The sequence below is a fragment of the Halotia branconii CENA392 genome, assembly GCF_029953635.1.
Taxonomy (GTDB): domain Bacteria; phylum Cyanobacteriota; class Cyanobacteriia; order Cyanobacteriales; family Nostocaceae; genus Halotia; species Halotia branconii.
Genome location: NZ_CP124543.1, coordinates 4,577,871 through 4,595,186, shown reverse-complemented (window position 1 = coordinate 4,595,186; position 17,316 = coordinate 4,577,871). Strand labels below are relative to the sequence as shown.

Below are 17,316 nucleotides of genomic sequence, written 5' to 3'. Positions count from 1 at the left end.
ATATTACATAATCAGGTGGGCATTGCCCACCCTACTATACTACCTACCTCGCAGCCGTAGGCATACCCAAAATATCCTCAATTCTCGGCATATCTTCTAACGCAATTACTCGCCCTTCATCCTCGAAACCAGTGATTTGATCAAAGTTTAAATACCGATATAAATCATCAGCAAAAGGATGAATCTTCTGCGCCACAATGTCCATATATTCTTGAACTGTAGGAATGCGTCCCAGCAATGCACAAACTGCGGCTAATTCTGCGGAACCAAGGTATACTCGTGCATCTTTACCCATGCGATTATTGAAGTTACGAGTTGAGGTAGAAAATACCGTTGTGCCATCAGCAACTCGTGCTTGATTGCCCATACACAAACTACAACCAGGCATTTCTGTACGCGCATTTGCAGCATTAAAAATATCATATACACCTTCTTCTTGAAGTTGGTGTTCATCCATGCGTGTGGGTGGACAAATCCATAAACGAGTTTTGACTTCACCTGCACCTTCTAACACTTTGCTAGTTGCCCGATAATGACCAATATTTGTCATACAAGAACCAACAAATACCTCTTGTACAGGATCATTCGCAACTGCCGATAATAATTTCACATTATCAGGATCATTAGGAGCAGCTACAATTGGTTCTGTGATTTCGTTCAAATCAACTTCAATGATTTCGGCATATTCTGCATCTGCATCAGCTGCCATCAACACAGGATTCGCTAACCATTCCTGCATCTTAGCAATGCGGCGCATAATGGTACGCTCATCGTGATAGCCCCTCGCTACCATATTCGTTAATAACGTAATGTTAGAACGCAGATATTCGCTAACTGTCTCAATACTCAATTTAATGGTGCAACCCGCACAAGAACGTTCTGCACTAGCATCGGTAAGTTCAAAAGCTTGTTCCACTTTCAAATCTGGCAAGCCTTCCATTTCTAGAATCTTGCCAGAAAAGATATTTTTCTTGTTTTGCTTCTCTACTGTCAGCAAACCTTTTTGCATGGCTACATAGGGAATTGCATTCACAATATCTCTTAGAGTAATGCCGGGTTGCAATTCCCCTTTAAAACGCACTAACACCGACTCTGGCATATCTAAAGGCATGACACCCAAAGCCCCAGCAAAGGCTACTAACCCAGAACCAGCGGGGAAGGAAATACCCAAGGGGAAGCGGGTGTGAGAGTCGCCACCTGTACCGACGGTATCTGGTAGCAACATTCGGTTCAGCCAAGAGTGAATAATGCCATCGCCAGGACGTAAAGCCACACCGCCACGTTGAGAGAAAAAGTCTGGTAGTTCTTGGTGAGTTTTAATATCAACTGGTTTGGGATACGCCGCAGTATGACAAAAACTTTGCATCACTAAGTCTGCACTGAAGCCCAGACAAGCGAGTTCTTTTAATTCATCGCGGGTCATGGGGCCTGTGGTATCTTGGGAACCAACAGTAGTCATAATGGGTTCACAAGAAGTACCCGGACGGACACCAGGTAATCCGCAGGCTTTACCCACCATTTTTTGTGCCAAGGTGTAGCCTTTGCCTGTATCGTTGGGTTGCTGGGGACGGATAAATAAGGTACTGGGTGGTAAACCGAGGGCTGCGCGGGTTTTGTCGGTGAGGGTGCGCCCAATAAGTAGGGGGATGCGTCCACCTGCACGGACTTCATCGAGGATAGTATCGGGTTTGAGGGTGAAGGTAGAAATAACTTCACCTGCTTCGTTGGTGATTGTACCTTTGTAAGGATAGATAGTAATCACCATCCCAGTTTCTAGTTTGGTGACATCGCATTGAATAGGCAAAGCACCGGCATCTTCAGCAGTGTTAAAAAAGATTGGCGCGATCGCATTACCTAATATATACCCTCCAGCTCTTTTGTTGGGTACAAAAGGAATATCATTGCCCAAATGCCACAATACCGAGTTGATGGCAGATTTACGTGAAGAACCAGTACCGACTACATCTCCAACATAAGCAACGGGATAACCTTTCTGCTTCAATTCGGCAATGGTTTCTAAACTGCCCGGTTGCCGTGACTCTAGCATTGCTAGGGCGTGTAGAGGAATATCCGGGCGAGTTGTGGCGTGAGTGGCGGGGGATAAGTCATCGGTGTTGGTTTCGCCAGGAACTTTAAAAACCGTGACATTAATATACTCTGGTAGCTGTGGACGAATAGTAAACCACTCAGCTTCTGCCCACGAATCAATCACTCGCTTGGCGTAAGGATTTGTTTTAGATAATTCCAAAACATCATGAAAAGCATCATATACTAGCAAGATTTTACTTAAAGCGTCAGCAGCGTATGTGGCTATGGGTTCCTTTCCTTCCCCTCCCATGACTAAAGGTGTATCAGAAGAATCTGATAAAGATGTAGTAGGCGATTGCAGCAAATCGATTAATGACTGCACATTATAACCCCCTACCATTGTTCCTAGTAATTCTACTGCTTCAATCGGTGAAATCAAAGGAGTGGTAATTTCTTTTTTGGCAATGGCCGTAAGAAATCCAGCCTTCACATAAGCAGCAGCATCAACACCGGGGGGTACGCGATCGCGCAATAAATGCAATAATGTACTTTCTTCACCCTTAGGTGGCTTTTTCAGCAATTCACACAAATCAGATGTTTGCTTTGCATCTAATGGTAAGGGGGGAATGCCTAATGCTGCTCTTTGGGCAACATGCTGACGATATTCTTCTAGCATTTTTACTTTCTCCATTGAGATGATCTCCCCTTAATCATAGGAAAATTTTTGTTAGAGTTGAGCTATAAAAGCTTACCGTATTTTTGTTGCTTAAAGCATTACTGGTAATCGCTTTTATCGGATTTAGTTTTATACTTAAAGTTATGGTTTCAATAAACTTATTTAGCTTTTGTTAATTATGAGAAACTCTGCCTTTAGTTAAATTATAATAAATCTTAGCAAGTTATAAATATAGATATTTGTTGGACTTAATTATACTTAGTATTTTCATGTCCAATTGTCATCATTTTACTATTAAAATTATTGATTAAAAATGACATAAAATAATTCTCAAAGCCTTTCTTTTACCTAAATTGAAGTTCAAAAACACCTTTGAGAATATTTTAGGACTTATGCAAGAACTCTCTGAACCCCTCTTAACTTTGTATCTTTGCGGTTAGTTTTCCCATGATTTTGCGTAAGTAATGACATAATTCGATATTCCTCGCTCTAACTGAAGGAGTAATCTTACAGTTGATTTTTTAATCAGTAAATTCTGCCCATCGTATGAAGACAGAATATCGAGAATTTGCGATTATGGGGCGGTATGAGGTTGAATACTTAACTTTATCTCATACAAATGTTGAAGGTAAATAATAAATAAATCATGAAATCGATATTTTTGACAGCCACAGCTTTACTCAGTACCATTGCTCTAGCTGCTCCTTTAAGGGCTGAGGTCGCCGAAAGTCAGAGCCAACAAGTAAAACGCTTAATAGCAACCAGAGCTTGTTATGGATGCAATCTACAAGGTGTTAATCTCAGAGGGGCACATTTGATTGGTGCTGATTTAAGAAATGCTAACTTGAAAAATGCCAACTTGGAAGCTGCTAACTTAGAAGGTGCTGATTTACAAGGGGCTAATTTACAAGGGGCTAATTTAACCGAAGCTTTTGCTAGTGGTACTACTTTCAATAATGCCAATTTAATCAATGCTGATTTGAGCGATGCTCAGTTATACAATGCTCAGGTAGACGGTGCTGTAATGATTGGTACAGATGTCAGTGGTGCTGATGGTTTGGATATAACCCTTGGTGTTGGTGGAGAAGAATGATAATAAACATAGTAAGTAGTTATGAGTTTTGCATAAAAACTCATAACTTATAACTTTAATCTCCTGTAATTGACAATTCATCAATCCAAATTCTGGGAGCAACTCCTCCTGGCGTTAACTCAACTTCTTTTTCCACATAAATAATTGACTTGAGAAGTTCTAAGAAATCACCAGCAACTGTTGCTGATTCAATGCTTGTTTTAACACCTTTGTTAACTATCCAACCATCGAAAGGCAGAGAAAAAGAGCCTTGTAAGGATTTAACTCCTGCATGGAGAGCTTGTAAGTCATCGATAAAAACTACATTTTCAGCAGTTTCTAGACTTAACTCCTGCTCGGAATTTTTTGCCGCAAAGACGTGATAAAAATTGGGACTGATGCTGACCTTTGCACCAATACTTGCGTTGCCTGTAGGCTTGGCATTCATTCTTTTAGCAGTCCCGGCACTATGAAGAAAGCCCGTTAAAATGCCGTTTTCAATTAATGAAACTTTGCGAGTGGGAGTTCCTTCACCATCAAAACTTTCTGCCCCTACATTAGCAGGATGCAATGCATCATCACATACTGAGATTAAAGAAGAAGCAATTTGCTTTCCTAAATCATCAGGAGTAGATAAACTTTGTTTGTCCAAAATGCTTTGAGCATTGAACAAGTTAGAAAAAGCACCCAAAAGGCTTAAGAAGGCTTCCGGAGAGAAAACAACGCGATATTTACCAGTCTTAATTTTCTCATAGTTTAAATGACTGATAGTTTTATCGGCCGTTTCTTTAATACAACCATGAATATCTAAATTATCTAAACTTTGGTTGATTCTAAAAGCACCTGCACTGCGTGGTTTTTTGCCTTCTTCTTCAGTTTTGCTGTAAAGATAAACTGATGCCAAAGAATGAGATTCGGTTCTAGCTGCACCTTCACTATTAAGATAGAATCTGTCAATGTCTCTTTGCGCTAAGCCGTTGTAAGGCACACCCTTGATTGCTGGATGAAATATCAATAATTCTTGTTCTGCCAGCAAAAGTTTTGATATCAGTTCTGAAACAGGTGCTTGGGGTGATTTGTCGTCAGGTGTATTTGGGATAGGAATAGTGGCTTCTGGACTAAAATCAGGAACATTTTCTTTAACGCCAAAAAAACTAGCTTCATAAGCTGTTTTTAAAGCTAATTCCAATCCTTTGGGGTCTACATCTGTAGTACTGGTAACACCCATTGTATTATCTTCATTCCAGACACGAACAGTCACACCAGAACGATTTGAAGCTTTAACTTGTTTTGGCTCACCTTGGTCTACTTGGACACTGGTTTCATCTACTGTTGAGCCATAAACATCGAATTTTTTGATGCCAAGTTTATTAGCATTGTCCTTGGCATAACTGGCAATTTCGTTGATATTCGGCATAGTCAATTTTTTAATTTTGTAACGCGAAAAGTTTTATCTTTGTGTCTTTGTGTATCAACCACGAAGACACGAAGATACGAAGAATTATTTAGCGTCCACCGACGGTAATTGAATCTACTTTGATGTGGGGTTGACCGACTGTGGTGTAGATACTGCCACTTACAGAACCGCAAAATCCAGGTGCAAGTTCCAAATCTTGAGAACACATAGAAATTTTATTCATAATTTCTTTGGCTTCACCGATGAGGATGGCTCCTTTTAGCGGTTTAGTGATTTTGCCATTCTCAATTAGGTAAGCTTCATCGACACCGAAGTTAAATTGACCAGTAGCACCAACACTACCACCACCCATTTTTTTACAGTAAATACCTTTATCAATAGAGGCAAACAAATCTTCATTTGTATGTTCGCCAGTAGCAATATAGGTATTACGCATCCGGCTAGCAGCAGCGAAAGTATAATTCTGGCGACGACCACTTCCAGTTCTGGGATGTCCGGTACGCGAAGAACCTGCTCTATCTGCTAAAAAGTTTTTGAGAACACCTTTTTCAATTAATAAAGTTCTTTGAGCTGGCATACCTTCGTCATCCATGTCAATTGTACCGAAGGCATTTTCTGCTCGTCCTTCATCCCAGGCTGTTAGGCTTTCGTGGGCAATTTTTTCACCTTTTTTATCGGCGAAGGGTGTGGTTTTGCGTTCAATTTGAGTGGTTTCTAGCAAATGTCCACAAGCTTCATGAAAGATGACTCCCCCAAAGTGATTAGCCATAATAATGGGGTAAGTGCCTGATTCTACATAATCTGCGTAAAGCATTTTGCCAGCAGATTCTGCGATTTGCTCGGATGCTTGTTGATAATCCCAAGTTCTCAGGAAGTTAGCATCGCTAGTATTACCAGCGCGTTCACCAATGGAGGCACGATTTGCACCATCTGCACACAAAAGGTTGAATCCTACAGATTGAGTGAGGCGAATGTCACGAGCAAAAGTGCCGTCACTGGCAGCGACTAAAACTTCTTGCCAATCCCGAAAATAGGTAGCGCGGCGCGATTGGACGTGGCTAGCTTTTCGTTTGAGGTGGGCAGTACCGTCAAGGAGAACTTCTCCCATTTCTCGGATAGAACTACACAGAGGTAGCCAGCCATCTTTGCCTCGTTTAGTAGCGTAGTCTCTCAGTAATTCTAAATTAATTTCTGGTATAAAATTACTAGGTGCAGGTAAATGTAAACCTAAGATGGAAAGACCCTTTTCTAAGGCAGTTTTCAATCCGGAAAACGAAAGGTTATTTGTACTAACGTAGCAATCGGCTTTGCCACGAAAGACTCTAACTCCTGCACCTGTAGCTAAACTTGGTGAAATACTTGTAATAGCGTCGTCTTCTGCAAGACAACTAATATAGTTGCGACGTTCTAAGAAAAATTCAATAAAGTCAGCCCCAGCAGCGCGTCCGAGTCCTAAAAGGGTAGCCAAGGGGGCTTCCCAGGTTTCATCGAATCGTTCTGGTGTGGAGGAATATTGGAGGGTGGGAAGTTGGTTTGAGAGAAGTAGCGTACTTGTAAGCATGGATAGCCTCGTCTGCTGGCGTTATCAGAGATTTGACTGAAAAATCCTGGTTTGTTAAGTCTAACAAATTGGGGAAAGTCTCAATCGGCAGATAGGCAGTAGGGGTTTCCTCACCTGGGAATTTGAAGACGCGATAAATCGCGTCTCTACATCAGGATTTTGAACTTATCTATTTATACTTTTTGAATAAACCGTCGTCCTAGCAAGCCTTGGGGTCTAACTAACAGCATGATAAATAAAATTCCAAAGGCTACGGCATCTTTATAACCAGAATATTCCGCAGGAACGAAGGCCTCTACTAATCCAATTAGTAATCCTCCCAATACTGCGCCAGGAATGCTACCTAAACCACCCAAGACAATCACTGCTAGACCCCGCAAGCCAAAGCCTATACCAAAATATGGGCCAGCAATGCTAACACTAGAAGCTACCAATGTTCCTGCTAATCCTGCTAAGAAACTGCTGATAAAAAATGTCAGCACAATAAAGCGATCGCTGTTAATTCCTAATAAACTAGCAGTGATAGGATCTTCTGCGATCGCTTGGATTGCTTTACCATATTTAGTACGAGTAATAAAATAGGTGAGAAGAGATACAATTATCATAGAAACGACAAAAATCACCACTTGCACGCTACGAATCGGTATTGGTTGTTCTGGACTGCCAAAGTTAATCGCAGGTGGTAAATTACCGTAAGTATTAGCTGGAAATGTGTAACTTTCTGCGCCTACTAAATATTGGATGACGTTAACAATTACTACTGCTACCCCCAAGCTCGAAACAACAGTTAGCAAAGGGTCAGAACCTCGGCGACGTAAAGGTTGAAAAGCAATACGTTCAATTGCTATGCCCACTAATCCTGCTAAGGTGCTACCTAAAATCAAGGCTATAGCAAACGGCAATTTTATAGGTATTGTGGCATTAGCTAGCAAGCCATTAAATCCAAAAGTACCACCCATCAGTGCATAAGTAAAATATGCACCTAAAGTAAAAATTGCTCCATGAGCTAAATTGATAATACCCAAAATAGAGTACACCAAAGTATAACCCAAGGCAAAAATTGCATAAACGCTGCCGATGGATAACCCATTTAATAATTGTTGTAAAAGCAGACTGAAATCCATGTAAATAATTAGGGGCTAGGGACTAGGGACTAGGGGCTAGGGGCTAGGAAAAGCAGGGGAGCAGGGGGCAGGGAGCAGGAGAGCAGAAAGATTAAAGATTAGGTACAAATTCAAGGCATTTTCTTAACTTACCTCTGCACCCCGTACGCCGAAGTTGCTCCACTTGGGGAGACACGCCAGTTCCTTCAAGTCGGGAAACCGCAAGGGCGGACTGGCTCCCCAAGACCGCACTTCTCTTCTGCCCTAATTCCTCCTCTTTATCCCCCTTGCGCCCCGCACCCTGCCCCAATTCCTCTTCTCCATGCCCAATTCTTATCTATTTCAAAAATGCAAATTTACCCTTACTTCCATCTTTATCCATTTTGATTTGAGCTACATAAAAATCTTTTTGCACAACTTCACCAACTGGGGTAAAAGCAATTTCACCCAACGGTGTATTGTATTTACCAGCTAATACTTGTGTATTCAGTTGTGTTCGCAATTGTGGTAACTGTAATTTGTTGACTTTGCTCTTTTTATCTAAAGCCTGGAGAGCTTCAACATATACTTGCACTGCGGCAAAAGTTTGGGCTGTAAATTGAGGTGGTTCTTTCTTATATTGGTTAGTATAAGCTTTGCGAAAGGCTGTGTTAATTTCACTTAAGTATTCTGGACTGTAAGCTTGAGCAATCAACACTCCATCACAAGATGCTTTACAAACTGTTAATACATTTGAGGTATTAAGACCATTGCCACCAACAATCAAACCTTTATAACCTAATTCTCGCAATTGTCGTATTAAGTTACCACCATCAGCAGCCAAGCCAGAAATAATCACTAAATCTGGTTTAAGGTTAAGAGCGTTGGTAGCTTGGCTTTGAAAATCTGTATCGCTGGTTTGAAACTTTTGTACAGTAACTAATTCCAGATTTTGGTCTTTAACTGTTTTTTGGAAAATCTCAGTTTCAGATTTGCTAAAAGCGTCATTTTGGGCATAGAAAACAGCAACTTTTTTGATGTTAGGATTTTGTTTAAGTGCTGCTTTGACTGAATTAGGAGCAACGATAGAAACTGGTGCTGAGACACGAGCAACATAATCACCTATTTCAGGTATTCCCTTGGCAGTATTTGATGGGCCAATCACGGGTACTTTAGCGCGTTCGGCAACAGGGTCAGCACTAAAAGCTTGTTGTGATAAAGTTGGCCCTACAATCCCAACAACTTTATCTTTATTAATTAAAGTTTGAAAAGCGTTAATTGCTCCCGCTTCATCGCCGCCAGTGTCTTGAAACACTAATTTAACTGGAGTACCGTTAATACCACCTTTGTCGTTAAAATACTTTTCAGCAATTTTTGCACCAGCAACTTCTTCTTGACCAAGTAAAGCTACGTTGCTAGTTTGGGCAACAGCAATCCCAATCGGAATAGCGGTTGATGTTGTTCCTGAGGTGTTAGTTGTAGAACTTGCGCCAGTATTAGTGCCGCCACCACAGGCTGTTAGTAGCAAAACACAAGTAGATAATAATGCTGTTGTGCAAGTAATAGAATTTTTCATCGGTGAATAATTATATATAACAGGGAATAGGCTTAAAAGTCTCTTGGTATCAGGGTTTTATTATCAGCTTATGTCCTAAACTATTTGGTAACAGCTATATATGTTAGACAAAGTGCAAAATTTAACATACATTATTAAGTCAAAATCTGTAAACCTGATTAGGCTGGATACACTTTTGCAAAAATGTTATTAACGTGAGTTTCGATAAACCTCTCCCCAACTCCTCTCCGGCGCGGAGCTACCATGTACACAGAAGTATTTTAGAGTTACTGTGTAACTCAGAGTAAGTTAATTTTTGCAAGGCGATGTAATCAAGGTGTAAGGCGATGCATTCAAGGTGTAGAGCAATACAATCAAGTTGTAAGGCGATGCATTCAAGGTGTAGAGCAATACAATCAAGTTGTAAGGCGATGCATTCAAGTTGTAGAACAATACAATCGAGTTGTAAGGCGATGTATTCAAGTTGTAGAGCAATACAATCAAGTTGCAGAGCAATACAATCAAGTTGTAAGGCGATGCAATCAAGTTATAAGGCGATGCGGCATCACAGTTTAAGAAACTTAATGTAAACTGTAGCCTTGTCTCCCTGCCCCCTGCCCCCTGCTCCCTTGCCTCTAACTGAAGCGTTCCATAAAGCGGTGGTCAATCCAGTCTTTCCAGCACCATAGTAGTTTGTGAGGTGGTAAAGTCAAAGAGCCGCGTGTGGCGATCGCTTTTTTGTCACCTGTACCAATTAAACTAAGATATTGTCGCTGTGGTATGTAAGGTTTGAGTGACTTACTTAGTAAGAATCGCTGCAAGTTCTCAAATAAGGGTTTACCTTGACGCACAGCAAATACTCCAGCTTTCGGATGAGGATGATTAATCATTGTGGCAATGTCACCGGCTGCAAACACTTCTGGGTGCGTTGAAGATTGTAATGTATCTTTTACCAAAATAAAGCCCTGCTCATCAGTTCTTAGCCCTGTTGTTTTTAACCATTGGGATGCTGATGCTTGTGTCACCCAAAAAACTTTTTGAGCTTCCACTGTCAAGCCAGATTCGCATTTAATCTCAAATCTTTCTTCGTTTTGCTGATTTTCAGTTATTTGCTGGGGCGCAATTTGACAAACAGTTTCTCTCAAGTGCAGGTTGATACCACGCTCAGTTAAAACTTGCTGAACTAAACGCTGTACTGAATGATGATAATGAGGTAACAGTTCCTGATGACGTTGAAATAAATGAATTGCTAGATTTTTGATTGGTTGCTGGTGTTCACGCAAAATTTGATGCAAATGAGCTTGCATCGATAGCGCCAACTCCACACCACCAGCGCCACCACCCACAATGCCAATTCTCATCGGTTTTTGGGGATTTTGTGTTACTTTTTTGATTAATTGATACCAATGTTCTAAAAGTTGTGGTACTGGTTTAGCTGCGATCGCATATTCTGCTGCACCTGATACAGATATAATGGCTGGAGTACTGCCAATATCAACAGACAGCACATCAAAATCTACCGCAGGACGTTTAGCACAAATTACTTTGTGGTTTTTTAAATCTAAATCAACCACTCGGTCAATGTATAACTGTGCTTGAGCAAATTTCGCCAATTTTTGCAGGTCAATATGGCATTCATCGTGGCTATAAAATCCAGCAATATGTCCTGGTAGCATTCCAGAGTAGGGTGTATCTGACGCTGGGGTAATTAATGTTAAACGAACTCCCGGTAACGGTTTCATGCCAAACATTCTTAGCACAATGGCATGGCTATGACCGCCACCAATTAACACCAGTTGTTTGAATCTTGGCTGGGAATTTTGCTGCATCTAAGTAGGTCGGCGTAAATAATTATTGTTGGGTTCAAGCAGGGGGCAGTGTTTCGACTACGCGGTAGTTGAGTTTCGACTTCGCTCAACTGCCGCGCAGTCGAAACTCAACAACCGGGGCAGGGGGGCAGGGGGCAAGGGGAGAAAGAGTTTGAGCGTTATTTACTTTTATTTACACAGTTTGGTTTTATTACACTAATTTACTCTTATTAAGTTTAAGTTATCAGGGTATTTCGGCTCAGTAATAATTATAACCTCTGACTATTTTATGGCAGTTAAAGAAACATCTGCTTTGATTTACCTTTACTGAATCAATAGTAATATTTTCTATATTTTTACATCAAAATAATCATTAAATTTACTAATGTACAACTTCATAAATGCGTAGACAATAGCAGACACCACTCAGTATTTTGAAGAAAAATTTTGCTTATGTTGAAAGTAATGATTCATGCTTATTACTCAGCAAAAAGGCATTCACTATTCAATCAAGTACCATTTATAAACATCATACCTCAGATAGTTTTTCATCAAGACAAATTAGCTAGCTTATCATATAAGGCACTGCAAAAATGCTTAAAAATAGCAATAGAACATTTGAATCATCCAACTATTGAAAACAGATTAGCGGCAATCTATGATTTAGAACAATTTGCCCATGATTATCCCCAACATCATTGGAAAGTTATAGAAATATTGACTAATTTCGTCCGAAATAATGCTTCTGCTGTAATTCCAGAAGAAGCTACAAGTCAGCCATCACTGACAATTTGCACAGATATTCAAGTAGCTTTGACTGTTATTGGTAGGAGAGATGTCCAAAAAGAATTAGAAAATGAACAAGTTGATTTAAGCCATACTGATTTGAGAGGAGCAAACCTAAATCAAGCTAATCTAGAACAGGCAAACTTTTATCAAGTAAATTTGTCTGGAGCTAATCTGTCTGGAGCTAATCTGTCTGGAGCAATTTTGAGTGCAGCTAATCTGTCTGGAGCTAATTTGTCTGGAGCTAATTTGTCTGGAGCAATTTTGAGTGCAGCTAATCTGTCTGGAGCTAATTTGTCTGGAGCTAATTTGAGCAGGGCAAATCTATATTTAAGCAATTTGTGTGGGGCGATTATTTATGAGACCAAACTAGAAAAAGCTAATCTCCGAGAAGCTAAATTCTTGACTACAGATCCTATTAGTGCTGAACTTGGCTATGTATGACAGTTATAACAATTCTGTATGAAGATGCGCCCAATTATCTCAGACTTAGTATAAGAAATCAAAAACGAACCGCCAAGTACGCCAAGTACGCCAAGAAAAGAGTTTATGAGAGTTTAGCGCAGTTTCACAAAGAAACGGTATTAGCTACGTTCAAACAGGATGCTATTTCAGCATTGCATAAATAATTAGACTAGAATCAAGTTACTATTGATACAATTTTGCTAAAAAATGCCCCATTAGTTAATGCTTGGGGTACATATTAAAATTTTCTAGCTAAATGATATACTGATCCTTTAAAACCTCTAAGTAATAATTCTGTGTCGTGAGGAATATTACTGCTATGTCTGCTAATAAAACAGACACACTCCTACGTTGGTTGATAGCTATAACAGTTGTATTTGCTCTCGCACTGACTTTAATTGTTTTTGGATCATCCGATATCAAAGGATTATCAATTCCCCAACAAATGCAATTAAGAAATCAAGCATTAACAGCCACCGCCATAGTTTTTTTGGGATTGGCCGTAATGACTAATGCTTATTATGCAGCCAAACGTGCGGAGGCTATGCAGAAAAATGCGATCGCAGCCGAAAAAAATATTGAAATTAGTATCGCCAATACTAAACTAACTCAAGACAGGCTGGTTACAGAACGCTTTATGGCGGCAATTACCCAGCTAGGGCATGAAAGAATTGAAACGCGGACAGGTGCAATTTATGTTTTAGAAAGAATCGCTCAAGAATTTCCCCAAGAACACTGGACAATCATGGAAATTCTCGCTGCTTTTGTGCGAGAAAATACTCCTATTCGTGAAGATGAGCTAGCAAATGGGGAAGAATTACGTTCGATAGATTTGAGTAGACACAGAAACAAGGAACGACAGACAGAACAAAAAAGCCAGGAAGCATCCCCAAAAATTCGCCGGGATGTGCAAGCAGCTTTGACTGTTATGGGACGACGTAATTTTTTACAAGAACAAGACAATCAAAAACTAGACTTACGTCATACTGACATCCGACGAGCAGACTTGATGGGAGCTAACCTCCAACGAGCAGATTTGCGTGGTGCTGACCTTTGTGGCGCAAATCTGCGTAATGCCAATCTCTACGGGGCTGACCTTGAAGGTGCTAAACTCACTGAGTCTATTCTTTATGAAGCGACATTGCAAAAAGCCAACCTGCGAGGAGCTAACCTTTGCTGGGCAAATCTCAATCGAGTTAACCTTTGTTGGTCAAACTTGCGGGGAGCCAACCTTTTAGGAGCAAGTCTGCGCGCAGCTAATTTGCAAGAAGCCAACCTTTATAAAGCCAACTTGCAACAAGCAACTTTAAAAGTTGCTAATCTTTCTGGAGCCAAGCTATTTTTAGCTAACTTACAAGGGGCAAAACTTGGTAAAGCTAACTTACATCTTTGCGGATTGATTGGAGCTAACCTGTCTGGAGCTAATTTGAATGCTGCCAACTTGTCGGGGGCAAACTTGAATGCTGCTAAACTACATCACACAGAAGTATTTTTTGCCAACCTCACAGAGGCCAGCCTAACAGAAGCTGACTTGTATAAGGCAAATCTTATGGGAACCAACTTAAATAAGACCATTTTCTATCAAGCCGATTTGTCTTGGGCTAATCTCATGGGAGCTAATTTTTTAGACGCTAATCTCTGTGATGTCAAACTGGAAGGGGCAGTTTTAACCGGAGCTAAAAATTTAGAATCACAACAACTGAGAATGGCACTCGGCGATTATCGTACAACTCGTCTGCCTGATTATGTCGAAGCACCAATACATTGGCGGCAATCTAGTTAATTTGCCGCAGCATTAATTATTTGGGCATATTCTACCGTTTTCATTTCATCAACCATGTTTTTTGCGCCTTTGCGCCTACTCTGTGAGTTCCGCCTTAGCGGTATGCGCGAAACAAAATTCATCCCATAATTTCCTTACACGTCCTGAAATTAAGGATGCTGTAAAATATTTCTAATTGGTATAAATAAGTTTTGTTCGGCGTTAGTCTCCATAGGCTAATTTTTTGATTTGAGCGACTAGAGTATGTATAAACCTCTAGCCAACTTTGCCTGAACAGAGTTCATTTTAATTATTATGTCGCTTCCTGTTCTTACTCAGCGCTTTCGCCGCTGGTTGCAGCCTAGAAGAGGTTTAGCGATCGCAGAAGCTTCTATTATTGGTCTTGTAGCCGCTTTTTCTGCGGTATTTTTGAAAGTGGGATCAGGATGGTTGGGAACATGGCGAGTTCATAGTACCCAAATTTTCCCAGCATGGTTAGTCTTGCCAGCAATTGGTTTAATTTTTGGATTTTTGGCTGGCGCTTTAGTCCAAAGATTAGCCCCAGAAGCATCTGGTAGCGGTATTCCTCAAGTTAAAGCTACTCTAGCCAATGTACCAATTAGGTTATCTTGGCGAGTTGCCGCTGTAAAATTACTCAGTTCTATTATCACTATCGGTTCAGGGATAACTTTAGGAAGACAAGGTCCCACTGTCCATGTAGGCGCAAGTTTGGCAGCGGGGATGAGTCGCTGGGTTCCGACTTCTCCAGATCATCAACGCCAGATGATCGCTGCTGGTGCTGGTGCTGGTTTATCGGCAGCTTTTAATGCCCCAATCGCTGGTGTATTATTTATTGTTGAAGAGTTACTGCAAGACTTATCAGGCTTAACCTTACAAACTGCGATTATTGCCTCGTTTATTGGTGGGGTGGTATCCCGGTTACTTGGGGGTCGCAGTCTGCAACTCAACTTAGAGTTAATCCAATCTTCAAGCAAGTTTTCCCTGCCAGAAATTCCCTTTTTTTTAGTATTGGGTATCTTGGCTGGCTTATTGGGTGCATTATTTAACTATGGCATAGTTGAAAGCATTAAAATTTACAAAAGCTTACATGTTAACTTGGCGTTACGCGTGGCTTTAGCTGGTTTAATCTCTGGTATTATCGTAGCCATGCTCCCCGAATTATTCCGTGACAATACTGGTTTGCGGGAGTATATGATTACTGGTAATGCTAATGCATCTTTAGCAGCGATCGTTTTTATTGCCCAGTTTATCTTGACTTTGATCGCCTTTGGTTCTGGTGCGCCTGGGGGTTTATTTGCCCCTAGTCTGATTTTGGGTTCTTGTTTAGGACACTTTGTTGGTGTGTCTGAGTCCTATTTTTTGGGAGTGGGTTCTGTTAGTACTTATGCTTTGGCAGGAATGGGGGGATTTTTTAGTGCTGTTTCTAAAGTACCCATCACCGCAATTGTGATTGTATTTGAAATGACTACAGATTTCAATCTGGTACTGCCTTTGATGATTGTGTCTGTAATATCTTACTTAATTGCAGATAAAGTAATGCCAGGTTCACTGTATGAAAAACTTTTAAATTTAAATGGCATCACGATCGCTAAAGCAACTACTGCCGAAGGGATATTAACAAGATTAACAGCAAAAGATGTTATGCAGCGGCGGGTTGAAACTCTAGATGCAGAGATGACTTTAGATGAGGCTATGCAGACTTTTAATCGTTCTCATCATCGAGGCTTTCCAGTGGTAGAAGAAAGCAAATTGGTAGGAATAGTCACACAATCAGATTTAGTCAAACAACGCGATCGCGATATATCAAATGATACTCCCTTAAAGGAAATTATGATTTCTGACCCGATGACGGTGACACCAGTACATAATCTTACCAATGTACTGTATTTGCTTGATCGCTATCACATTAGTCGTTTACCAGTAGTTGAAGGGCAAAAATTAATTGGGATTATTACCCGTGCTGATATCATCCGGGTAGAAGCAGAGCATCTCAATTATGGAAACACTACCCCGAAATTACAACTAGAACCTTCTTATGTAGTTTACCAAACGCGATCGCCCAACATTGGTAGAGGCAGGTTATTAGTTCCATTAGCTAACCCCGAAACCGCAGCTATTCTTTTACAAATGGCAGCCGCTATTGCCCGCGATCACCATTATGAAATAGAGTGCGTGCAAGTAATTTTAGTGTCACGTCACGCTTCCCCATCAGAAACGCCAGTCAAAACCACAAATAGTCGCCGCTTACTACGACAAGCAGAAGTATTGGCGAAAAAGTGGCAAATTCCTTTGCATACACAAATTCGAGTCGCCCATGATTCTGCTCAAGCAATTTTAGAAATTATCAAAGAACGTAACATCAACGTTATTTTAATGGGTTGGAAAGGTAGTACTTCTACCCCTGGGCGGATTTTTGGCAATGTTGTAGACACTGTAATTCGCCAAGCCACTTGTGATGTGATGCTCGTGAAATTGGCAGAAGGAATCAGGGGGCAGGAGGCAGCACTTCGGCTTACTTCGACTTCGCCCTTCGGCTACGCTCAGGCTAAACTCAGTACAAGACGCTCAGTGACCGAGGGCAGGGAGCAGGGGGAACAAGATAGAAACTTATCTTCATCTTTTCCTCTTAAGTTCAATCGCTGGCTAGTACCGATGGCTGGTGGTCCTAATGCTCGGTTGGCAATTAAGTTACTACCTGCGTTAGTAACGTTGGGAAATTACCCCCAAATTCGCTTGACACAGGTGTTTAAGCCATCTGAAATCAAGCCAGATATGACAGTTTTAGAGCAAGCTATCCGTCATTTAATGCGTCGCCGCAAATTATCTAGTAATGTAGTGGCTATTCCAGTGCAAGCTGATTCGGTTGCTGAAGGTGTAATTAATTTAGTAAAAACCGGAAATTATGATGTTGTAGTTTTAGGTGCTTCACGGGAGGGATTGTTACAGCAAACAATTCAAGGTAATATTCCCGAAGCGATCGCTTCTAATGTAGAGAGTACAGTGATATTAGTCAGAGGGGCGATTACATAGTTAAACTGTAATGGAAACCCTGTTGGATATATCAAGGATAGGGCTAAGATTTA

10 protein-coding genes are annotated in these 17,316 nt (G+C 40.8%); 4 read left to right on the top strand and 6 right to left on the bottom strand.

What is annotated here, in order from left to right; all coding sequences use genetic code 11:
- Positions 1 to 43: 43 nt before the first annotated feature.
- A complete protein-coding gene (gene acnB, locus QI031_RS20215) occupies positions 44 to 2,704 on the bottom strand; it encodes a bifunctional aconitate hydratase 2/2-methylisocitrate dehydratase (protein WP_281486083.1) in 2,661 nt (886 codons plus the stop codon).
- Between the two features lie 646 nt (positions 2,705 to 3,350).
- On the opposite strand from acnB, the gene QI031_RS20210 reads away from it, so the two are divergent.
- Positions 3,351 to 3,797 carry a pentapeptide repeat-containing protein gene (locus QI031_RS20210; protein WP_281481444.1) on the top strand — a complete coding sequence of 149 codons (447 nt, stop codon included), beginning with the start codon at positions 3,351 to 3,353 and terminating at the stop codon, positions 3,795 to 3,797.
- Positions 3,798 to 3,852: 55 nt separating this feature from the next.
- Here QI031_RS20210 and QI031_RS20205 read toward each other — a convergent pair whose 3' ends face one another.
- The 5 genes from QI031_RS20205 to QI031_RS20185 all read right to left on the bottom strand — a co-directional run bounded on the left by QI031_RS20205 (position 3,853) and on the right by QI031_RS20185 (position 11,220).
- A complete protein-coding gene (locus QI031_RS20205; RefSeq protein WP_281481443.1) occupies positions 3,853 to 5,193 on the bottom strand; it encodes a TldD/PmbA family protein in 1,341 nt (446 codons plus the stop codon).
- Positions 5,194 to 5,281: 88 nt separating this feature from the next.
- Entirely contained in the window at positions 5,282 to 6,754 is a 1,473-nt protein-coding gene (locus QI031_RS20200) for a TldD/PmbA family protein (RefSeq protein WP_281481442.1), read from the bottom strand.
- A gap of 173 nt (positions 6,755 to 6,927) precedes the next feature.
- The gene (locus QI031_RS20195) at positions 6,928 to 7,878 is read right to left on the bottom strand and encodes a branched-chain amino acid ABC transporter permease (RefSeq protein ID WP_281481440.1); all 951 of its coding nucleotides are present in this window, start codon (positions 7,876 to 7,878) and stop codon (positions 6,928 to 6,930) included.
- 316 nt (positions 7,879 to 8,194) lie between these two features.
- The gene (locus tag QI031_RS20190) at positions 8,195 to 9,412 is read right to left on the bottom strand and encodes an ABC transporter substrate-binding protein (protein WP_281481439.1); all 1,218 of its coding nucleotides are present in this window, start codon (positions 9,410 to 9,412) and stop codon (positions 8,195 to 8,197) included.
- A gap of 614 nt (positions 9,413 to 10,026) precedes the next feature.
- Complete coding sequence (locus QI031_RS20185; RefSeq protein WP_281481438.1) at positions 10,027 to 11,220, bottom strand: FAD-dependent oxidoreductase; 1,194 nt, start codon at positions 11,218 to 11,220, stop codon at positions 10,027 to 10,029.
- Positions 11,221 to 11,652: 432 nt separating this feature from the next.
- Here QI031_RS20185 and QI031_RS20180 point away from each other — a divergent pair, with 432 nt between their 5' ends.
- The 3 genes from QI031_RS20180 (at position 11,653) to QI031_RS20170 (ending at position 17,263) form a co-directional block, all read left to right on the top strand.
- The gene (locus tag QI031_RS20180) at positions 11,653 to 12,429 is read left to right on the top strand and encodes a pentapeptide repeat-containing protein (protein WP_281481437.1); all 777 of its coding nucleotides are present in this window, start codon (positions 11,653 to 11,655) and stop codon (positions 12,427 to 12,429) included.
- A gap of 340 nt (positions 12,430 to 12,769) precedes the next feature.
- Entirely contained in the window at positions 12,770 to 14,233 is a 1,464-nt protein-coding gene (locus tag QI031_RS20175; RefSeq protein ID WP_281481436.1) for a pentapeptide repeat-containing protein, read from the top strand.
- A 294-nt stretch (positions 14,234 to 14,527) separates the two neighbouring features.
- The gene (locus tag QI031_RS20170; protein WP_281481435.1) at positions 14,528 to 17,263 is read left to right on the top strand and encodes a chloride channel protein; all 2,736 of its coding nucleotides are present in this window, start codon (positions 14,528 to 14,530) and stop codon (positions 17,261 to 17,263) included.
- The last annotated feature ends 53 nt before the right edge of the window (positions 17,264 to 17,316 follow it).